We start from the raw sequence: 799 nt of genomic DNA on the forward strand, positions 1-799 counted from the left end.
GCAGCGAGTTTTTCTGTCTCTCTTGCTACCTTGCTTTCTTGCCTAGTGACCTTTTCTTCTAGGCGTTCAATAATGGTCATATACGATCCTCCTTCATTTTAATATTAGCTAAAACATCTTGATTTTGTTATCACAATTCTAAACATTGAGAGGTTTGTCTTACTGGTTGATTCCTCAATGTCTCTTTTGCAGTCTCGATCATCAATTGTAAATCTGATTTCTTTTCTCGAAGAATATCGTTCCAGTCTACTTTTTCTTTCCCAAATTCATTATTAGGTAAATCCAGTAAAACAGGAAATCCTTCTTGAGATAACTTATCAGAAAAATCTTTTCCTGCATCATCACAATCTACCGCAAGTGTCAATAAATCAGGATGATTATCGAAATAGGTAGTGGTATCACGAATTGTATTGATCAAAGGTAATAACTTTGAAGGTATTACTGTATCTAAAAATTCTAACTTTTGATTTTCTTCAGCTATCAGCCGTAAAGTTTGATAAGCGACAACAGACCTTTTTAATCCCTCCATAGATACCAAGCGAACATCTGATAGGCTTTGTTGATGAAGTTCGTAATAGCTCATCAAGTCGATGAACGATTCACAAAAGACCAGTCTATTTGGTTTACCAATGTCAAAGGATATTCCAACATGTCCATGGCTTCCTTTTAGAATCGTTTTTAACCTTTCTCTAGGAAGAGAGTGATTCTTATAAATTCCTTGTAAGCTTGCTGCCTGCAGCTTATGACGATGATCAAAGCTTTTAAATACAATAACAGGTTCAACTGTTTCATTTGTTTT

Annotated in this window: 2 protein-coding genes; both read right to left on the minus strand. The window is 34.9% G+C overall.

The window, feature by feature from the left end:
- On the minus strand, positions 1-80 hold an 80-nt coding region (locus tag HMPREF2701_RS11300), incomplete at its 3' end, for a DUF5965 family protein (RefSeq protein ID WP_222132650.1).
- A 50-nt stretch (positions 81-130) separates the two neighbouring features.
- A partial coding sequence (locus tag HMPREF2701_RS01570) for a thioredoxin domain-containing protein (protein ID WP_261674389.1) occupies positions 131-799 on the minus strand: 669 nt, incomplete at its 5' end.

Origin of the sequence: Streptococcus sp. HMSC077D04, assembly GCF_001808785.1 — a bacterium.
Taxonomy (GTDB): Bacteria; Bacillota; Bacilli; order Lactobacillales; family Streptococcaceae; genus Streptococcus; species Streptococcus mitis_BX.